A 17,460-nucleotide genomic window follows, 5' to 3' on the forward strand; every position below is an offset into this window, starting at 1 on the left:
GCCTCCCCGCCGGGACCGGCGAGGAGGCCTTTCGTCAAGCAGAGGAACCCTTACGCGTTCGTCATCTTCCGCAGCACGTACTGCAGGATGCCGCCGTTGCGGTAGTAGTCCGCCTCACCCGGGGTGTCGATGCGGACGTCCGCCTCGAACTCCACCTTCGTGCCGTCGGTGCGGGTCGCCGTGACGTGCACGGTGCGCGGGGTCTCGCCGTCGTTCAGCTTGGTGATGCCCGAGATGTCGAACGTCTCGGTGCCGTCCAGCTTCAGCGACGCCGCCGACTCGCCCTGCGGGAACTGCAGCGGGATGACGCCCATGCCGATCAGGTTCGACCGGTGGATGCGCTCGAACGACTCGGTGATCACCGCGCGCACGCCCAGCAGCGAGGTGCCCTTGGCCGCCCAGTCGCGCGACGAGCCCGAGCCGTACTCCTTGCCGCCCAGCACGACCAGCGGCGTGCCGGCCGCCGCGTAGTTCTGCGCCGCGTCGTAGATGAACGCCTGCGGGGCGTCGTCCTGGGTGAAGTCGCGGGTGTAGCCACCCTGCACGTCGTCCAGGAGCTGGTTGCGCAGCCGGATGTTCGCGAAGGTGCCGCGGATCATCACCTCGTGGTTGCCGCGCCGCGAGCCGTAGGAGTTGAAGTCCTTCTTCTCCACGCCGTGCTCGGTCAGGTACTGCGCGGCCGGGGTGCCCGGCTTGATCGCGCCGGCGGGGGAGATGTGGTCGGTGGTGACCGAGTCGCCCAGCTTCGCCAGCACGCGCGCGCCGGAGATGTCGGTGACCGGCGCCGGCTCGGCCTGCATGCCCTCGAAGTACGGGGGCTTCCGGACGTAGGTGGACTCGGCGTCCCACTCGAAGGTCTTGCCTTCGGGGGTGGGCAGCGCCTTCCAGCGGTCGCCGCCGTCGAAGACGTCGGCGTAGTCCTTGGTGAACATCTCCTGCGTGATCGAGGAGTCGATGGTCTCCTGGATCTCCTGCGGCGTCGGCCAGATGTCCTTGAGGAACACGTCGGTGCCGTCGGTGGCCTGGCCCAGCGGCTGGTTCGCGAAGTCGAAGTCCATCGTCCCGGCCAGCGCGTAGGCGATGACCAGCGGCGGCGACGCCAGGTAGTTCATCTTGACGTCGGGGTTGATCCGGCCTTCGAAGTTCCGGTTGCCCGAGAGCACCGAGACCGCGGTGAGGTCGTTCTCCTGGATCGCCGCGGAGATCTCGTCCGAGAGCGGGCCGGAGTTGCCGATGCACGTGGTGCAGCCGTAGCCGACCAGGTGGTAGCCCAGCTTCTCCAGGTACGGCCAGAGCCCGGCCTTGTTGTAGTAGTCGGTGACGACCTGCGAGCCCGGCGCCATCGACGTCTTGACCCACGGCTTCACCGCGAGGCCCTTGTCCACGGCGTTGCGCGCGAGCAGCGCGGCGCCGAGCATGACCGACGGGTTCGAGGTGTTGGTGCACGAGGTGATCGAGGCGATCACGACGGCGCCGTGGTCGAGCACGAACTCGCCGCGGTCGGACGTCGAGACCTTGACCGGCTTGGTCGGGCGGCCCGAGGCACCGTTGGCGGCGGAGACGATCACCGGCGCGGCGTCGTCCTCGGCGAACGACAGCGACGGCGCGTCGCTGGCCGGGAAGGACTCTTCCGAGGCTTCGTCGACCTTGGTGTGCGGGGTGGTGTCTTCGCCGTCGACGTAGTCGTGCACCGACTTGCGGAACGACGACTTCGCGTCGGTCAGCTCGATGCGGTCCTGCGGGCGCTTCGGGCCGGCGATCGACGGGACGACCGTCGAGAGGTCCAGCTCGATGTACTCGGAGAACTGCGGCTCGTGCGAGGCGTCGTGCCAGAGGCCCTGTTCCTTGGCGTAGGCCTCGACCAGGGCGACCTGCTCGGCGGAGCGGCCGGTCAGCTTGAGGTAGCGGACGGTCTCCTCGTCGATCGGGAAGATCGCCGCGGTGGAGCCGAACTCCGGGCTCATGTTGCCGATGGTGGCGCGGTTGGCCAGCGGCACCGCGCTCACGCCGTCGCCGTAGAACTCGACGAACTTGGAGACCACGCCGTGGCGGCGCAGCATCTCGGTGATGGTCAGCACGACGTCGGTCGCGGTGACGCCGGTGGGGATCTCGCCGGTCAGCTTGAAGCCGACGACGCGCGGGATCAGCATCGAGACCGGCTGGCCCAGCATGGCGGCCTCGGCCTCGATGCCGCCGACGCCCCAGCCCAGCACGCCCAGGCCGTTGACCATGGTGGTGTGCGAGTCGGTGCCGACGCAGGAGTCGGGGTAGGCCTGCCCGTTGCGGGACATCACCGTGCGCGCGAGGTGCTCGATGTTGACCTGGTGCACGATGCCGGTGCCCGGCGGGACGACCTTGAACTCGTCGAAGGCGCCCTGGCCCCAGCGCAGGAACTGGTAGCGCTCGCGGTTGCGCTCGTACTCGATCTCGACGTTGCGCTCGAAGGCGTCGGGGGTGCCGAAGACGTCGATGATCACCGAGTGGTCGATGACCAGCTCGGCCGGGGCGAGCGGGTTCACCTTGTCGGGGTCGCCGCCGAGGTCCGTGACCGCTTCGCGCATGGTGGCGAGGTCGACGACGCAGGGGACGCCGGTGAAGTCCTGCATGATCACGCGGGCGGGCGTGAACTGGATCTCGATGGAGGGGTCGGCGTTCGGGTCCCACGAGCCCAGCGCGCGGATGTGGTCGGCGGTGATGTTCGCGCCGTCCTCGGTGCGCAGCAGGTTCTCGAGCAGGATCTTCAGGCTGTACGGCAGGCGCTCGGCGCCCTCGACCTTGTTCAGGCGGAACACCTCGTACGAGGCGTCGCCGACCTTCAGCGTGTCTTTGGCGCCGAAGCTGTCCTTGCTGGCAGGTGCGGTCACGTCTAACTCCAGTGGCATGGACTTCCGCGCCGGTGCGGCGGTCGAGTCCCGGGTCAGGTTCGGTCAGTTCGGGTGTCGTGCTCGGGGTCGTGCAGGGTCCGCACGAGGCGGACGCGAGTCTTGCGCACCCCCACCGTAGGACCGGCTGCGGGATGGCACACCTCGCGGTGCCTCAAACAGTACGCGTGTCCTGTTTGGGGTTCAAGACGACACGCGGTGTGGGCTGCGCCATCCGCACGAGGGGTCCCTCAATAAGGGGAATTGGTGCCTACGGTGTGTAAGTTTCCGCTGAGGCTTGTGATAGTGGTGTGACTGCAGTGACGCGCGATGTGCGCAGGTGAGCGGAGGTGGCGGTCGTGCCGGAACGGCGCAGGGGCTGGTGTGTGCCGAGCGGGCGCCGTGGACTGACCGTGAGCACCCTGGCCTTGGTGATCTTGTTCGGCGCGGGGGGCACGGGGCTCGCGGCGCCCCCGCCGCCGCCCAACCCCAGCGACTCGGACCTCAACTCCAGCAAGGCCCAGGCGAACGCGAAGGCCGGCGAGGTCGGCCGGCTGACCAACCAGCTGGCCCAGGCCGAGCAGAAGCTGTCGCAGCTGCAGGACGACGTCGAGCTGAAGCAGGAAGAGGCCAACAAGGCGCTGGTCGACCTGCAGACCGCCCAGGACGCGGCGGCGCAGGCCGAGAACGACGCCAAGGCCGCCCGGACCGAGGCGGACGCCGCGGCCGGAGCGATCGAGAAGGCGCGCACCGACCTGAAGTCGTTCGCCGCCGCCAGCTTCCAGCAGGGCAGCACGGTCGGCTCGCTCTCGGCGTACCTGAGCGCCGACAGCCCGAAGGACATGCTGGCCCGCGCGCAGCTGCTCGACGCCGTCGGCGGCGACCGGCTCAACGCCCTCGACCGGCTCCAGCAGGCGCAGACCGAGAAGTCGAACAAGGATTCCGCGGCCCGCAAGGCCGCCGAGATCGCCCAGCAGAAGCAGGACGCCGCGCGCCAGGCGAAGAACGGCGCCGACGCCGCGCAGAACGCCGCCGTCAGCGCGCAGGACAACCAGCAGACGCAGAACTCGGCCCTCGAAGCCAACAAGTCGAGCGTCGAGCAGCAGCTCTACACCGCGCAGGCCAAGGTCAACGGCCTGCAGGGGCAGCGCCAGCGCTACCAGGACTGGCTCGCGCAGAAGCAGCGCGAGGACGACGAGCGCGCCCGGCAGGCCGCGCTCGCGTCGTCCGGCGGTGGCGGCGGTGGCCGCCCGTCCGCCGGGTCCCGCCCGTCGGCCCCGGCCGGCGCGTCGATCGAGGCCGTGATCGCCCGGGCGCTGTCCAAGCTCGGCATGCCCTACGCCTGGGGCGGCGGCAACGCGAGCGGCCCGACCCGCGGCATCCGCGACGGCGGCGTCGCCGACCGCTACGGCGACTACAACAAGATCGGCTTCGACTGCTCCGGCCTGATGATCTACGCCTTCGCCGGGGTCCGGTCGCTGTCGCACTACAGCGGCTACCAGTACACGTCCGGCCGCCGGGTCCCGCTGTCGCAGATGCGCCGCGGCGACATGCTGTTCTACGGCGGCGCGGGCGGCATCCACCACGTCGCGCTCTACCTCGGCGGCGGCCAGATGGTCGAGGCCCCGCAGTCCGGGCTCCGCGTCCGGATCGCCCCGGTGCGCTACGGCGGGATCATGCCGTACGCGACGCGCCTGGTCGGCTGAGTCAGGCGTCGCGCTTCAGCTTGCGCCAGCCGCCGGCCCGGTTGTTCGCGATGATCTGCCGGAACATCGCGGTGAGGGCGGGTGCGTTGATCGGCTCGCCGCGGCGGAAGGCGACCGTCCGCGCGGTCTTGTTGCCGTGCCCGGCGGTGATGATGCCGTCCGGGTCGGGCACGATGCCGCCGTCGTAGACGAAGACGTTGACGTGGTCCTTCGCCGCGAGCAGCGCGCAGATGTTGCCGTCCAGCACGAAGTACGGTTGCCGGGTGCGCTTGATCGTCTCGGTCACCTCGGGATCGGCCGCGTGGACGAGCTCGCGGACCTCGCGGCAGATCGCCTGCTGCCACTCGGGCAGGGCGTCGATGTAGGCGTCGACGCGCGGTTCGACGGTGTAGGTCACGCGTCGAGTATCGCCGAAACTCGCTCGACGGCGGCACCGTCGCGGCCCAGGATCGCCCGGTGGACGACGAACTGAACGCGCTGCGGCGCACCCGGATGCGCTGGAACACGCCGCTGTCCGAAGCGCACGCCGAGCTGCTGCTCGACCGCATGACGCTCACCGGAACGGTGACCGACCTCGGCTGCGGCTGGGGCGAGCTGCTGCTGCGGGCCGTCGCCCGGACGCCCGGCCTGCGCGGGGTCGGCGTCGACACCGACGTCACCGGCCTCGACCGCGGGCGTGCGGCGGCCGCGGGCCGCGACGTCGAGTTCGTCGAGGCGGACGCGGCGACCTGGGAAACTCCGGCCGAGCGGGTGTTCTGCGTCGGCGCTTCGCACGCCTTCGGCTCGTCCCGGGTCGCGCTGGAGCGCCTCGCGACGGTGGTCCCGCCCGGCGGACGGCTGCTCTACGGCGACGGCTTCTGGGCCGCGCGGCCGGGCCCGGCGGCGGTCGGGATCTTCGGCGAGGACGTCCTGACCTTGCCGGACCTGCTCGGCGCCGCCGGTGCCGCGGGTTGGCAGGTGCTCCACCTGAGCGTCGCGGACCAGCTCGAATGGGACGACTTCGAGTCGACGTCGCGGGCCGCGTGGCAGGAGTGGGCGCTGGCCCATCCGGCCGACCCGCGGGCGGCCGAGGTGCGCGCCTGGCTCGGCGAACGGCTGCGGCAGTACGTCGGGGACTACCGCGGTGTGCTGGGCTTCTCCTACCTCGTGCTGGGCCGCTAGGGTCCCGGGGTGCGGTACGCGGGGATCGTGGTGGCCGGCGGGTCGGCCCGCAGACTGTCCGGTGTGGACAAGCCGGCCCTGAACGTGGGCGGAAAACCGTTGCTGACCCGCGCCATCCACGCCCTCGAGGGCGCCGAACGGGTGATCGCGGTCGGCCCGCGACGGCCCGGTTTCGACGTCGTGTGGACCCGCGAGCCCGTGCCGGGCACCGGGCCGGTGGCCGCGGTCGCCGCCGGGCTCCTCTTCGTGCCCGAGGACGTTGAAGCGGTCGCCGTGCTCGCCGCCGACCTGCCCGGCGTCCGCCGGTCCACAGTGGACCGCCTGGTAGCCGCGGTCGGCGGCGCCGACGGTGCCGATGGTGCGGTCCTGGTCGACGCGGCGGGGGCCCGCCAGTGGCTGCTCGGCGTCTGGCGGGTGCCGGCGCTGCGGGCCGCGCTGCCCGAGCACCCGGAGAACGCGGCCCTGCGCCGGACGCTCGGCGCGCTGGACATCGTGGACGTCCCGGCCGAGCCGGGGGAGGCCGACGACATCGACACCCCCGAGGACCTGGACCGGTTGTCCTGAGCCGGTGCTTCACAGATGTCACACCGGGCACCGTGTTGGCTACCCTCACGGGCCTGCCCGTGCGTCCGCGTGCCGGACGGACGGACGACCGGGGGACGCAGTACGGTCGCACCGCGTGATCAACGTCGCGGGGGCGGCGCACGGACTCAACAAGGAGGCAGAGTGACCGAGCCCGGCTACGCCGAGGGCGGGAACGGGCAGCAGCCCGCCACGCCGGCGCGGGACGCCCAGTTGCTGGAGCGGACCGTGTTCGAGGTCAAGCGGATCATCGTCGGCCAGGACCGCCTGGTCGAGCGGATGCTGGTCGGCCTGCTGGCCAAAGGCCACCTGCTGCTCGAAGGCGTGCCCGGTGTCGCGAAGACGCTGGCCGTCGAGACGTTCGCGCGGGTCGTCGGGGGCTCGTTCTCGCGCGTGCAGTTCACCCCGGACCTGGTGCCGGCCGACATCCTCGGCACCCGGATCTACCGCCAGGGCGCCGAGCGGTTCGACGTCGAGCTCGGCCCGGTCGTGGCCAACTTCGTGCTCGCCGACGAGATCAACCGCGCGCCGGCGAAGGTGCAGTCGGCGATGCTCGAGGTGATGGCCGAGCGGCACGTGTCGATCGGCGGCCAGACGTTCCCGATGCCGGACCCGTTCCTCGTGCTCGCCACGCAGAACCCGATCGAGAACGAGGGCGTGTACCCGCTGCCGGAAGCGCAGCGTGACCGGTTCCTGTTCAAGATCCTCGTCGAGTACCCCTCCGCCGAGGAGGAGCGCGAGATCATCTACCGGATGGGCGTCACGCCGCCCACCCCGCACGAGGTGCTCAGCCCGGGCGAGCTCGTCCGCCTCCAGGGCGTCGCCGCGCAGGTCTTCGTGCACCACGCGCTGGTCGACTACGTCGTGCGGCTCGTGCTGACCACCCGCACGCCGAACGACCACGGCCTCGCCGACGTCGCCGGTTGGGTGTCCTACGGCGCCTCGCCGCGCGCCAGCCTCGGCATCATCGCCGCCTCGCGGGCGCTGGCCCTGGTCCGCGGCCGCGACTACGTGCTGCCGCAGGACGTCGTCGACGTCGTGCCGGACGTGCTGCGCCACCGGCTCGTGCTGTCCTACGACGCCCTCGCCGACGGCGTCCCCATCGACCACATCATCACCCGCGTGCTGCAGACCGTGCCGTTGCCGCAGGTCTCGGCCCGGCCGCAGGGCGGGGCCGGGCAGGGCGGCCCGGTCCCGGCGGGCGCGCCGGTCAGGTAACCCGGCGATGGCGAAGAACGAGAAGGGCGAGCGCCCTTCGTGGGCCCCGCCGGTCCTGCGCGGCGACCGGCTGGAGGCCGGGCTCCGCACGCTGGAGCTCGACGTCCGCCGCCGGCTCGACGGCCTGCTGCAGGGCAACCACCTCGGCCTGGTGCCGGGGCCGGGGTCCGAGCCCGGCGAGGCGCGGCCGTACCAGCCCGGCGACGACGTGCGCCGGATGGACTGGGCCGTCACCGCCCGCACCACCACCCCGCACATCCGCGAGACGGTGGCCGACCGCGAGCTGGAGACCTGGGTGGTCGCCGACCTGTCGGCGAGCCTCGACTTCGGCACGGCGCTGTGCGAGAAGCGGGACCTGGTGGTCTGCGCGGTCGCGGCGGTCGCGCACCTGACCGGGGGCGGCGGCAACCGGATCGGCGCGCTGCTGTCCAACGGCGCCGAGACCACCCGCGTCCCCGCGCGCGGCGGCCTCGCGCACGCTCGCGGCCTGGTCCGCAAGATCGCCGCGACGCCGCGCGCGCCCGAAGGCACCCGGGGTGACTTCGCCGACGCGTTGGAGGCGTTGCGCCGGCCGCCGCGCCGGCGGGGCCTGGCCGTGGTGATCTCCGACTTCCTGGGCGAGCCGACCTGGGAGCGGCCGCTGCGGGCGCTCGGCGGGCGCCACGAACTGATCGCGATCGAAGTCCTCGACCCGCGCGACATCGACCTGCCCGAGGTGGGCACCGTCGTGCTGGCCGACCCGGAGACAGGGAAACAGCGCGAAGTGCACGCTTCGGCCTTGCTGCGCAAGGAGTTCGGGGCCGCGGCCCACGCCCACCGGCAGACGGTGGCGGCCGGCCTGCGGCGCGCGGGTGCGGCGCACCTGACGCTGCGCACCGACGCCGACTGGATCGCCGACATGGTCCGGTTCGTCGTCGCCCGCAAGCGGCGCTGGTCCGGGGGGGTCGCGTGAGCTTGACGGGGTTCACCGCGCCCTGGTGGTTCCTGCTGCTGATCGCCGTGGCCGCGGTCGCCGTCGGGTACGTCCTGGCCCAGCGGGCGCGCCGGAAGCGGACCATGCGGTTCGCGAACCTGGAGCTGCTGGAGAAGGTCGCGCCGAAGAGCCAGGGCTGGGTCCGGCACGTGCCGGCGGTGCTGATCGTGCTGTCGCTGCTGCTGCTGACCGTGGCGCTGGCCGGGCCGACCGCCGAGCAGAAGGTGCCGCGCAACCGGGCGACCGTGATGCTGGTGATCGACGTGTCGCTGTCGATGGAGGCCACCGACGTCGCGCCGACGCGGCTGAAGGCGGCCCAGGACGCGGCGACGCAGTTCGCGCAGAACATGACCCCGGGGATCAACCTGGGGCTGATCTCCTTCGCGGGCACGGCGACGGTGCTGGTCAACCCGACCACCGACCGCAACGGCGTCATCAAGGCGATCGACAACCTGAAGCTGGCGCAGTCCACGGCCACCGGTGAGGGCATCTTCGCGGCCCTGCAGTCGGTGGAGAGCTTCTCCAGCGTCGTGGGTGGCGCCGACGGACCGCCGCCGGCGCGCATAGTGCTGATGTCCGACGGCAAGCAGACCGTCCCGGAGGACCTGTACGCGGCCCGCGGCGGCTATACCGCGGCGCAGGCGGCGAAGCAGGCCGGCGTGCCGATCTCGTCGATCTCCTTCGGCACCACGCACGGCTCGGTCGACATCGAGGGCAAGGCCCAGCCGGTGAGCGTGGACGACGAGTCGCTGCGCGAGATCGCGCGCCTGTCCGGCGGAGAGTTCTACAAGGCGGCCAGCGCGGAAGAGCTGAAGAAGGTCTATGGCGACCTCGGCGAGCAGATCGGCTACGAGATCAAGGACGCCGACGCGAGCAAGCCGTGGCTGGTCGTCGGGACGCTGATCCTGATGCTGGGCGCCGCGGCGAGCCTGTTCTACGGCCAGCGGCTCCCCTGAGCGGAGGCGGCACTTTCACGTGAAAGTGCCGCCTTGTCAGGCGCGGCGGACGCCGTACAGGCTCCCCGCCAGGAGGGTGACGCCGGAGAGCGTGCCGCTGACGAACGGGACCCACGGCAGCGCCGCCGTCCCGAGCAGGACCAGACCCACGACGCCGAGCACCGTCAGGACCGCGCCGACGACGAGGATCGAGCGTGTCTTCCACGCCGAGGCCAGTGCCACGAAGTGCAGCCCGACGATCGTGGCGATCCACGCGACGTTGGCCTGCACCGGCGCGTCGAGCAGGCTCAGCACGAAGAACCCGGCGATCAGCAGCACCACTTCGCCGATGACGATCACCCGGTAGCTCGGCCCGAACATCGGCCGGTCCGCCAGCGTGGGGCGCTCGCCCGCGCGGAACCCGACGACCACCACGGCGGCCAGCGCGACGACGGCGAGGCCGCGCAGGACCCAGCCGGCCACGGCCGGCAGCGGGTCACCGGAGTTGACCAGGACGAACACGGCACCGAACGCGGCGCCGATGAGCGCCCCCAGGAATTGCTGTCGCACCGGGCGAACCTACCGGACGCCGGTCAGGCCTCCGGAACGGCGAACCCGTTCTGCCGCCAGGCCTCGTAGATCGCGATCGCCGCGGTGTTGGCGAGGTTGAGCGAGCGGCTGGTCGGCAGCATCGGCAGCCGCACCCGGTCGGTCACCTCGGGCGCCTGCTGGACGTCGGCGGGCAGCCCGACCGACTCCGGCCCGAACAGCAGGACGTCGCCGGGGGTGTAGGCGACGTCGGTGTGCAGCCGGGTGGCGGACGCGCTGAACGCGTAGACGTTCGCCGGCAGCAGCGCCTGCCACGCCGCGTCGAGGTCCGCGTGCACCCGGACCCGCGCGAGGTCGTGGTAGTCGAGCCCGGCGCGGCGCAGCTGCTTGTCCTCCAGGGTGAACCCGAGCGGCTCGACCAGGTGCAGCTCGCAGCCGGTGTTGGCCGCGAGGCGGATCGCGTTGCCGGTGTTGGGCGGGATTTCGGGGTGGTAGAACAGAACGCGGAACACCGGCTCAGCCCTCGGCCAGGAACGCGGCGTACTGCTTGCGGACGGCGTCCGGCGGCGCGGCCGGGCGGATCGTCGCCGGGTCGATGAACACGTACCGCAGGGTCGCTTCGCTGATCAGCGCGCCGCCGCGGCGGATCTCGAAGTCGTGGACCATCGACGTCGTCCCGAGGCGGACGATGAACTGCGACACGACCAGTTCCTCGTCGTAGCGGGCCGGTGCGCGGAACTTCAGGTTCGCCTCCGCGACCACGACGTCCGTGCGGTGCGCGAGGAACTCGTCGTGGGAGCCGAAGAGGGCCTTCTCCGCCTCGAACGCGCACATGTCCACATAGGCCATGTAGTGGGCGTTGAACACGATGCCCTGGCCGTCGCATTCGTGGTAGCGCACGCGCAGCGGCATTTCGACGATCGGCCGGCGGGGTTCGGTCACCGCGCCAATCTAGCGAGCGGGTTCAGCCGTGCAGCACGCGGTACGCCGTGGCCGCGCCGGGCTGCAGCGGCACCGGCTGGGTGCCGATCAGCGTCCGGACGTCCAGGAACTGCGTGCCGACGGCTTCCGCGGGCACCAGGTCCGTGGCCCGTTCGACCAGGAGCCGGACCACCGCCGCGGCGACGTCGTCGGGGAGGGCGGGGGAGCAGACCAGCAGGTTCGCGACGCCGATCGTGCCGAGCGCGCCGACGCCGCGGTAGGCGCCTTCGGGGACCTGGACCTGGTCGTACACCGGCCCGTAGGTCGTGCGCAGCGCGGGGACCAGCGCGTCGAGGGGGAGCAGCGCGATCGGCGTCGAGCGGGTGAGGTCCGCGAGCTTCGGGGTCGGCACGCCGCCGGACCACAGCATCGCGTCGATCCGCCGGTCGGCGAGCGCGTGGACGGCGTCGTCGAACAGCAGGTGCCGGGCGTCGACGACGACTCCGGCCCGGGCGAACAGGCGCTCGCCCAGCTGCGCCGCGCCGGAGCCGCCCGCGCCCAGCGACACCGGGCGGCCGGCCAGGTCGGCGAGCCGGTGCGCGGGCCCGTCCGCGCGCACCACGAGCTGCAGGTAGTTCTCGTAGACGCGGCCGAGCGCGAGCAGTGGCACCTTCGCGGTGAACGGCGCGCCGCCGCCGAGCGCTGTCTGCGCGACGTCGGCCAGCACCAGCCCGAGATCGGCCCGGCCGCCGCGCACGAGGTCGACGTTGGCGACGCTCGCCTCGGTCGGCACGGCGGTGGCGTGCAGCCGCGGTTCCGCGCTGCTCAGCTCCGCCGCCAGCAGCTCGGCGAAGGCGAGGTAGAAGCCGCCGCGCTCGCCGGCGGCGATGGTGAGCGTCCGTTCGGGACCGGTGTAACCGGACGACGAACACCCGGCCAGTGCGAGGCCGATGCCGCCGAGCAGGGCGGTGCGCCGGGTGATCGTCATGGCCCCTCCTGCGCGAGCGGCAGCGTGACGCGGGCTTCGAGGCCGTGCGGTTCCGCCTGGCGCAGTTCGAGGACGCCGCCGCGGGTGCGCACCTGCTGGTGCGCGATGGCGAGACCGAGCCCGGTTCCGCGCGGGGCGCCTTCGCCGCCGGCGCGCCAGAACCGTTCCGTCGCCCGGGCCCGGTCCTCAGTGGACAGTCCGGGGCCGTCGTCGCGGACCACCAGCGTCGCGGTTTCGGCGCCGGCTTCCCAGTCCGTGGTGATCTTCGCGCCGCGGCCCGCGTAGTGGACGGCGTTGTCCAGCAACACATCCAGGATCTGCGCGAGCTCACCCTCCGGGCAGCGGACGGTCACCGGCTCGTCGTGCCCCGGCGGCGGGAAGAGCGCCGCCCCGGCGTCGTCGGCGGCCGGGCGCCAGGCGTCGACGCGCTCGGCGAGCACGGACGCGAGGTCGCACGGCTCGTCCGCGGCCCCGGCCGCCACGCGGGTCGCGGTGCTTTCGGCGAGAGCGAGCGCGAGCAGGCCGTCCAGCAGCTTCTCGAGGCGTTCGACCTCGGCCACGGTCGCCCGGTAGGTGGCGCCTTCCGCTTGGCCCGCCAGGGAATCGACGCGCAGGCGCAGCGCGGCCATCGGGTTGCGCAGCTGGTGCGACGCGTCGGCGACCAGTCGGTGCTGCTGGTCGGCGGCCTCCAGCACGGCCTCGGACATCCGGTTGACCTCACCGGCCAGTGACCGCAGCTCCCGCGGCCCGGCGCGTTCCGGGACGTGCGCGCGGTGCCCGGCGGCGACGGCCAGCACGCCGGTCTCCAGTTCGTGCAGCGGCCGCACCATCCACCGGGCCAGGAGCACGGCGAGCAGCACGAACACGACGGCGACCAGCAGCGCGCCGGCGGCGATGGTGCCCCAGCGGGCGGCGACGTCCGCGGCGGCCGCCGTCACCGATGCCCGCAGCACGACGACGCCGGCCACCCGGGTCCCGGTGCCGACCGGGCGCGCGAAGTACGCCGGTTCGGTCGAGAGCGGCCCGAGCCGGTCGACGCGCGGGCCGGGCTCGTTGCGCATGGTCGCCTCGACCAGCGCGTGGACGGCGGGGTCGGTCGCGGTCAGCCCGCCCGCCTGCACCAGCGGCAGGCGCCGCGCGTCGACGATGACCACGCCTTCGCCGTACAGGTCGGCGTAACGCGTCGCGTCGGCGGCCAGCGCGGCCGGATCGCGGGTGTCGACCGCCTGCTGGGCCAGCACGACGAAGCGGTCGACGTCGGCGGTGCGGGAGATGACCAGCTCCTGGGTGCGCTGCTCGGCCGTGGAGAGCAGCAGCGGCACGGCGAACGCGGCCACCACCGCCAGCGCCAGCGCGACCAGGACCACCAGCAGGCGCGTGCGCACGGCTCAGTCCCGGCCGAGCCGGTAGCCGAAGCCGCGGATCGTGGTGAGCAGACCCGGCCGGTCCAGCTTCGCGCGCAGGCCCGTGAGGTGGACGTCGAGCGAGCGCGACACCGCGAGGTAGGCGTCGCCCCAGACCTCGTCCATCAGCTGCTGGCGGCTGACCGCCGTACCGAGGCGGGTGGCGAGGACCGCCAGGATCTCGAACTCCTTGGTCGTCAGCGCGACGTCGGCGCCGGCCACCCGCACCCGGCGGGCGGCCAGGTCGATCTCGACGTCCTCGACGTGCACGACGTCGCCGGCCGGGGCGTCCCGGGCGACCGCGCGCCGCACGACGGCGTCCATCCGGGCCAGCAGTTCCGCGAGCCGCACGGGTTTCGTCAGGTAGTCGTCCGCGCCGAGGCGCAGGCCGCGCACGACCGAGCGTTCGTCACCGCGGGCCGTCAGGACGATGACCGGCACCGGCGAGACCGCGCGGATCTTGCGCAGCACGTCGAGGCCGTCGATGTCGGGCAGGCCCAGGTCGAGCAGGACGAGGTCGGCGTCGCGGTGGCGGTGCAGGGCGTCGGCGCCGCGGCCGACGCTGGTGACCGGATGGCCGCGCGCGTGCAGCGACTCGGCGAGCGCGCCGGCGACCCCGGCGTCGTCTTCGACGAGGAGCACGCGCACGGCCATCCCTTTCTCAGCGTTCGCCCGCGGCCACCGGATCCGGCCGTTCCTCCAGCTCCGAGCTCTTCGAGGTCTCCCGCATTGTGCCGTAGACGACGAGGGAAACCAGGACGCAGCCCGCGACGTAGAAGAAGAACACCGACTCGTGCCCGGCGCTCTTCAGCGCCTGCGCGATCAGCTCGGCGGTGCCGCCGAAGATCGCGACGGTCAGCGCGTACGGCAGGCCGACGCCGATGGCCCGGATCTTCGTCGGGAACAGCTCGGCCTTCACGATCGCGTTGATCGACGTGTACCCGGCGACGACCACCAGCCCCGCCAGCACGAGGAAGAACGCGCCGACCGGGTTCCGCGTCGAGCCCATGATCGTCATGATCGGGACGGTCAGCAGGGTGCCCGCGATGCCGAAGAACAGCAGCAGCGGCCGGCGGCCGATCCGGTCGGAGAGTTTTCCGGCGAGCGGCTGCAGGATCGCCGCCAGCAGGATCGCCGAGAACAGGATGATCGTGACCGTGCGCCGTGGGATGTGGGCGGTGTTCTCGAGGAACTTCTGGCTGTAGGTGGCGAAGGTGTAGAAGGCCACCGTGCCGCCCAGGGTGAGGCCGACGACGAGCGCGATCTCCTTGGGGTACTTGGCGAGCGCGCGCAACGTGCCGCGTTCCCCGGAGGCCTGGCCGGCCTCCTTGGTGAAGCTCTCGGACTCGTCCATGCCGCGACGCAGCCACATCACGCTGAGCGCGGCGACGGTGCCGACGCCGAACGCGATCCGCCAGCCCCACGCCGTCAGCTGCTGCTCGGTCAGCAGCGCCTGCAGGATGAGTTGGAGCCCGAGGGCCAGCAGCTGGCCGCCGTAGAGCGTCACGTACTGGAAGCTGGAGTAGAAGCCGCGCTTGCCGGGAGTGGCCACTTCGGACAGGTAGGTCGCCGAGGTGGAGTACTCGCCGCCGACCGAGAGGCCCTGGATCAGCCGCGCGACGAGCAGCAGGATCGGCGCGGCGATCCCGATCGTCTGGTAGCCGGGGGTGACGGCGATCAGCAGCGACCCTCCCGCCATGAGCGTCACCGACAGCACCAGCGCCCGGCGCCGGCCGAACCGGTCGGCGAACCGCCCGAGCATCCAGCCGCCGAGCGGCCGCATGAGGAACCCGACGGCGAACACCGCGGCGGTCCCGAGGAACGCCGCCGTCGTGTCGCTGGTGGGGAAGAAGGACTTGGCGAAGTAGGTGGTGAACGCCGCGTAGGCGTACCAGTCGTACCACTCGACCAGATTGCCGATGGAGCCGCGCAGCACGTTGCCGATCACGCGCTTCTCGCTCACGCCCGCGGCGCCGGTGCCGTTGATCCGGGTAGTCATCGTCGACCTCCTGTGTTGCGACTCACGGTGACCAACCGCGAGACGACCAGCAAGGCCGGAGGAGGGTTCCTTACACCCGCTTAGGACACATCCGCGCATCGCCCGGGCCGGGCTACCGGCCCAGGACGGGCACCATCCGCGACAACAGGTAGGTGCACGCCCAGCGCGCCTCGGTGCCCTTCGGGTCGATCGCACCCTTGGCCAGCTTCGGCGCGAGCTTCCGCGGATCGGGGATCGTCGTCGGGTCGTCGGCGCCCTGGAGCGCGACCGTCCAGTCGAGCTGGGTCAGCCGCGAGATCTCGCTCGCGACGATCAAGCGTCGCACCTTCGGATCGTTCTCCAGCACGTGCACGACCAGGTCGGCGTTCTCCTGGCCCGGCAGCTTCGCGATCACGCTCACCGAGTTGGTCCGCAGCGTCGCGGTATCGCCCTCGACAGCCCACTTCCGGAACCATTCGGCGGCTTTCCCGGAAACGACGCTGCCCAAGCTGACGTCGGTCCGGTGCGCCGTCGGCGTGTTCCGCAGGGGACCGGGGTCGCCTCGTTCGACCCCGGCGAGCAGCGCCGCCCGGCTTGCCTTGTCGACGATCAGCAGGTTCGAGTGCGTGATGTCCTTGCGCCACATGTCGACCCCCAGGACGTGCTCGTACGCCTCGATCAGGTCGACCGAAGCCGTGCGCCGACCGGTCTCGACCATGCCGAGCAGCGACTTGGAGAATCGGATCTTCTTCGCCATCTCGGTGAGGGAAAGGCCCGCGGCCTCACGTTCGTCCCGGAGCCGGGAGCCCGGCACGGTCGTCGGGGGTGTGGACACTCTGTGGACCCTTCGCGACTTCATCTCACTCGCTGTGCTGGCGATGTTACAGACATGCCGCACCGCCAGGGAGAAGTCGTGTCCGCAGTGATTCACATCGATCTTGATGCGATCCATCCCGTGATCGACGGGCTGTGGCACCGGACGTGGGTGCGCGGCATCCCGGTGCCTGGCGAGCCTTTGTCGATGATGTGCGGTGCCGAGGGCGTGGTGACGTTCGCGGTGCTGTCGGAACGCCGGGCGCGCGGCGCCCCACACCAGTGCCCGCGCTGCGAGGTCGTCTACCGGCGCGAGCGCGGCATCGCGCCGAGCCCGGTCGCGCGGCGGTGCTGAAGGCTCGCGCTGTGGTCTGCGTCGCACCGTTGCGGAAAGTGTAAGCAACAACGCACCGGCGGCCGCGACGTCACGCTCCGTCGACCTACCGGCCGGTACCCGCCCGCCGCACTCACGTTCCGCTGGCCGGAGCGCGCGCTTGTCGTGTGGTGTTGCCGACACCCGGCTCCGATGACGGCGGTTACCTGCAGGTATGGCGGGCGTGGCTGCGCGCCCGGAGCGGCCTGCCGATAGCCTCTTGCCGTCACTCACGCACGGTCGAAAGAGGGAGAACGCTGTGGGACGGTCGGTCTTGGTCACCGGGGGCAACCGGGGCATCGGTCTGGCGATCGCCCGGGATCTCGCCGAACAGGGCCACCAGGTCGCCGTCACGCACCGCGGGTCCGGGGCTCCCGAAGGGCTCTTCGGGGTGCAGGCGGACGTCACCGACACCGAGCAGATCGACGCGGCGTTCAAGCTCGTCGAGGAACACCAGGGCCCGGTCGAGGTGCTCGTGTCGAACGCCGGCCTGACCGACGACACCCTGCTCATGCGGATGAGCGACGACCAGTTCGAGCGGGTCATCAACGCGAACCTGACCGGCGCCTACCGGGTCGCCAAGCGCGCGTCGCGCGGCATGCTGCGCGGCAAGTGGGGCCGGTTCGTCTTCATCTCCTCGGTGGTCGGCCTCTCCGGTTCCGCGGGCCAGGCGAACTACGCGGCGAGCAAGGCGGGCCTGGTCGGCTTCGCGCGCTCGCTGGCCCGTGAGCTCGGCTCCCGCAACATCACCTCGAACGTCATCGCGCCCGGGTTCGTGCGCACCGACATGACCGACGAGCTGCCCGAGGACCGCAAGAAGCAGATCCTCGCGCAGGTGCCCTCTGGCCGGTACGCCGAGCCGTCGGAGATCGCCGCCGCCGTGCGGTACCTGGCCTCGGACGACGCCGGTTACGTCAACGGCGCGGTGCTGCCCGTCGACGGCGGCCTCGGCCTCGGCCACTGACCTCGCTTCACACCCGAACAAGACTTGGAGGACCT

Annotated in this window: 18 protein-coding genes; 8 read left to right on the forward strand and 10 right to left on the reverse strand. The window is 71.9% G+C overall.

The genetic code is table 11. The features are described 5' to 3' along the window. Positions 1-50: 50 nt before the first annotated feature. On the reverse strand, positions 51-2,864 hold the full coding sequence (locus tag OG570_RS34760; RefSeq protein WP_326953191.1) for an aconitate hydratase: 2,814 nt from the start codon (positions 2,862-2,864) through the stop codon (positions 51-53). Between the two features lie 383 nt (positions 2,865-3,247). Here OG570_RS34760 and OG570_RS34765 point away from each other — a divergent pair, with 383 nt between their 5' ends. Beyond that, positions 3,248-4,567 (forward strand): NlpC/P60 family protein, encoded by a 1,320-nt coding sequence (locus tag OG570_RS34765; protein WP_326960242.1) that lies wholly within the window; start codon positions 3,248-3,250, stop codon positions 4,565-4,567. Between the two features lies 1 nt (position 4,568). Here OG570_RS34765 and OG570_RS34770 read toward each other — a convergent pair whose 3' ends face one another. Further along, positions 4,569-4,964: a DUF1801 domain-containing protein gene (locus tag OG570_RS34770; RefSeq protein WP_247051941.1), complete on the reverse strand. Its 396-nt coding sequence runs from the start codon at positions 4,962-4,964 to the stop codon at positions 4,569-4,571. A 59-nt stretch (positions 4,965-5,023) separates the two neighbouring features. Here OG570_RS34770 and OG570_RS34775 point away from each other — a divergent pair, with 59 nt between their 5' ends. The 5 genes from OG570_RS34775 (at position 5,024) to OG570_RS34795 (ending at position 9,457) form a co-directional block, all read left to right on the forward strand. Continuing rightward, positions 5,024-5,728 carry an SAM-dependent methyltransferase gene (locus OG570_RS34775; RefSeq protein WP_326953192.1) on the forward strand — a complete coding sequence of 235 codons (705 nt, stop codon included), beginning with the start codon at positions 5,024-5,026 and terminating at the stop codon, positions 5,726-5,728. A 9-nt stretch (positions 5,729-5,737) separates the two neighbouring features. Then, positions 5,738-6,292: a molybdenum cofactor guanylyltransferase gene (gene mobA, locus OG570_RS34780; protein ID WP_326953193.1), complete on the forward strand. Its 555-nt coding sequence runs from the start codon at positions 5,738-5,740 to the stop codon at positions 6,290-6,292. A gap of 162 nt (positions 6,293-6,454) precedes the next feature. Next, positions 6,455-7,528: an AAA family ATPase gene (locus tag OG570_RS34785; RefSeq protein ID WP_247051938.1), complete on the forward strand. Its 1,074-nt coding sequence runs from the start codon at positions 6,455-6,457 to the stop codon at positions 7,526-7,528. Between the two features lie 7 nt (positions 7,529-7,535). Further along, entirely contained in the window at positions 7,536-8,480 is a 945-nt protein-coding gene (locus tag OG570_RS34790) for a DUF58 domain-containing protein (RefSeq protein ID WP_326949744.1), read from the forward strand. Continuing rightward, positions 8,477-9,457 carry a VWA domain-containing protein gene (locus OG570_RS34795; protein ID WP_247051936.1) on the forward strand — a complete coding sequence of 327 codons (981 nt, stop codon included), beginning with the start codon at positions 8,477-8,479 and terminating at the stop codon, positions 9,455-9,457. Before OG570_RS34790 ends, OG570_RS34795 begins: the two co-directional genes overlap by 4 nt. Positions 9,458-9,493: 36 nt before the next feature. On the opposite strand, the gene OG570_RS34800 is transcribed toward OG570_RS34795, so the two are convergent. The 8 genes from OG570_RS34800 to OG570_RS34835 all read right to left on the reverse strand — a co-directional run bounded on the left by OG570_RS34800 (position 9,494) and on the right by OG570_RS34835 (position 16,110). After that, a complete protein-coding gene (locus tag OG570_RS34800) occupies positions 9,494-10,006 on the reverse strand; it encodes a hypothetical protein (protein ID WP_326953194.1) in 513 nt (170 codons plus the stop codon). Positions 10,007-10,029: 23 nt separating this feature from the next. Beyond that, positions 10,030-10,497: a tRNA (cytidine(34)-2'-O)-methyltransferase gene (locus tag OG570_RS34805; protein ID WP_326949742.1), complete on the reverse strand. Its 468-nt coding sequence runs from the start codon at positions 10,495-10,497 to the stop codon at positions 10,030-10,032. A 4-nt stretch (positions 10,498-10,501) separates the two neighbouring features. Continuing rightward, positions 10,502-10,927: an acyl-CoA thioesterase gene (locus OG570_RS34810; protein ID WP_326953195.1), complete on the reverse strand. Its 426-nt coding sequence runs from the start codon at positions 10,925-10,927 to the stop codon at positions 10,502-10,504. 22 nt (positions 10,928-10,949) lie between these two features. After that, the gene (locus tag OG570_RS34815; RefSeq protein WP_326953196.1) at positions 10,950-11,894 is read right to left on the reverse strand and encodes a TAXI family TRAP transporter solute-binding subunit; all 945 of its coding nucleotides are present in this window, start codon (positions 11,892-11,894) and stop codon (positions 10,950-10,952) included. Beyond that, positions 11,891-13,279, reverse strand: a complete 1,389-nt coding sequence (locus OG570_RS34820) for a sensor histidine kinase (RefSeq protein WP_326953197.1) — start codon at positions 13,277-13,279, stop codon at positions 11,891-11,893. The genes OG570_RS34815 and OG570_RS34820 overlap by 4 nt, the downstream gene beginning before the upstream one ends. 3 nt (positions 13,280-13,282) lie before the next feature. Beyond that, positions 13,283-13,951, reverse strand: a complete 669-nt coding sequence (locus tag OG570_RS34825) for a response regulator transcription factor (RefSeq protein ID WP_247051930.1) — start codon at positions 13,949-13,951, stop codon at positions 13,283-13,285. Positions 13,952-13,958: 7 nt separating this feature from the next. Further along, on the reverse strand, positions 13,959-15,296 hold the full coding sequence (locus OG570_RS34830; RefSeq protein ID WP_326949737.1) for an MFS transporter: 1,338 nt from the start codon (positions 15,294-15,296) through the stop codon (positions 13,959-13,961). Positions 15,297-15,408: 112 nt separating this feature from the next. Then, positions 15,409-16,110 (reverse strand): helix-turn-helix domain-containing protein, encoded by a 702-nt coding sequence (locus OG570_RS34835; RefSeq protein WP_326953198.1) that lies wholly within the window; start codon positions 16,108-16,110, stop codon positions 15,409-15,411. A gap of 78 nt (positions 16,111-16,188) precedes the next feature. On the opposite strand from OG570_RS34835, the gene OG570_RS34840 reads away from it, so the two are divergent. Both OG570_RS34840 and OG570_RS34845 read left to right on the forward strand, forming a co-directional pair. Beyond that, on the forward strand, positions 16,189-16,443 hold the full coding sequence (locus OG570_RS34840) for a hypothetical protein (RefSeq protein ID WP_326953199.1): 255 nt from the start codon (positions 16,189-16,191) through the stop codon (positions 16,441-16,443). A 277-nt stretch (positions 16,444-16,720) separates the two neighbouring features. Beyond that, positions 16,721-17,425 carry a beta-ketoacyl-ACP reductase gene (locus tag OG570_RS34845; protein ID WP_326953200.1) on the forward strand — a complete coding sequence of 235 codons (705 nt, stop codon included), beginning with the start codon at positions 16,721-16,723 and terminating at the stop codon, positions 17,423-17,425. Positions 17,426-17,460: the final 35 nt, after the last annotated feature.

The organism is Amycolatopsis sp. NBC_01286 (assembly GCF_035982555.1).
In the GTDB taxonomy this organism is placed as follows: Bacteria; Actinomycetota; Actinomycetes; order Mycobacteriales; family Pseudonocardiaceae; genus Amycolatopsis.

Bases quoted from the DNA above. Each gene is read 5' to 3' on its own strand.
- OG570_RS34815 (WP_326953196.1), bottom strand. From the start codon at position 11,894: ATGACGATCACCCGGCGCACCGCCCTGCTCGGCGGCATCGGCCTCGCA.
- OG570_RS34790 (WP_326949744.1), top strand. From the start codon at position 7,536: ATGGCGAAGAACGAGAAGGGCGAGCGCCCTTCGTGGGCCCCGCCGGTC.
- OG570_RS34830 (WP_326949737.1), bottom strand. From the start codon at position 15,296: ATGACTACCCGGATCAACGGCACCGGCGCCGCGGGCGTGAGCGAGAAG.
- OG570_RS34825 (WP_247051930.1), bottom strand. From the start codon at position 13,951: ATGGCCGTGCGCGTGCTCCTCGTCGAAGACGACGCCGGGGTCGCCGGC.